Source organism: uncultured Modestobacter sp. (assembly GCF_947486615.1).
In the GTDB taxonomy this organism is placed as follows: domain Bacteria; phylum Actinomycetota; class Actinomycetes; order Mycobacteriales; family Geodermatophilaceae; genus Modestobacter.
In genome coordinates, this window is sequence record NZ_CANKUD010000031.1 from 1 (window position 1) to 449 (window position 449).

Consider the following 449-nt stretch of genomic DNA (forward strand, 5'->3'; position numbering starts at 1 on the left):
GGGTCGACCAGGTCATCGAGGTCGATGCCGACGACCACGTGCGGCTTGACCGTCCGCAGCATCGGCAGACCGCCGCAGGCCAGTTGGTTGTCACACAACTGCACCAGCGCATCGGCGTTCTGCTGCGCCCGAGTCCGCTCATCCCCCTTGGGGCGGTCGGCTTGCACGATCGACTCGATCGCGGCCTGCACCTTCTCCCCACCGACGGCATCCAGATCGAACCGACCGGTCACGCTGCCATCGGCGTGCTTGGCGATCGTCAACCGCCGACCCGCGGTCGGGTCCGGCTCCACACCATCGGGGTCCAGGGCGTCCTCGAAGGCCCGCACCGCGACCGTGAGCGTCTGGTGCGGGGACCCCACCGCCACCTGCGCCCACACCTGATCGAAGGCACCCAGGTCCACGTCCTGCTCGGCCGCCCGCGCCCGCTCCGGCTCCCCCACCGCAAC

1 protein-coding gene is annotated in these 449 nt (G+C 70.6%); it reads right to left on the reverse strand.

Annotated elements, in window-relative coordinates:
* Nucleotides 1-449, reverse strand: a 449-nt coding sequence (locus Q1A09_RS22525) for a DUF222 domain-containing protein (RefSeq protein ID WP_299960634.1), incomplete at both ends; no start/stop codon positions are given.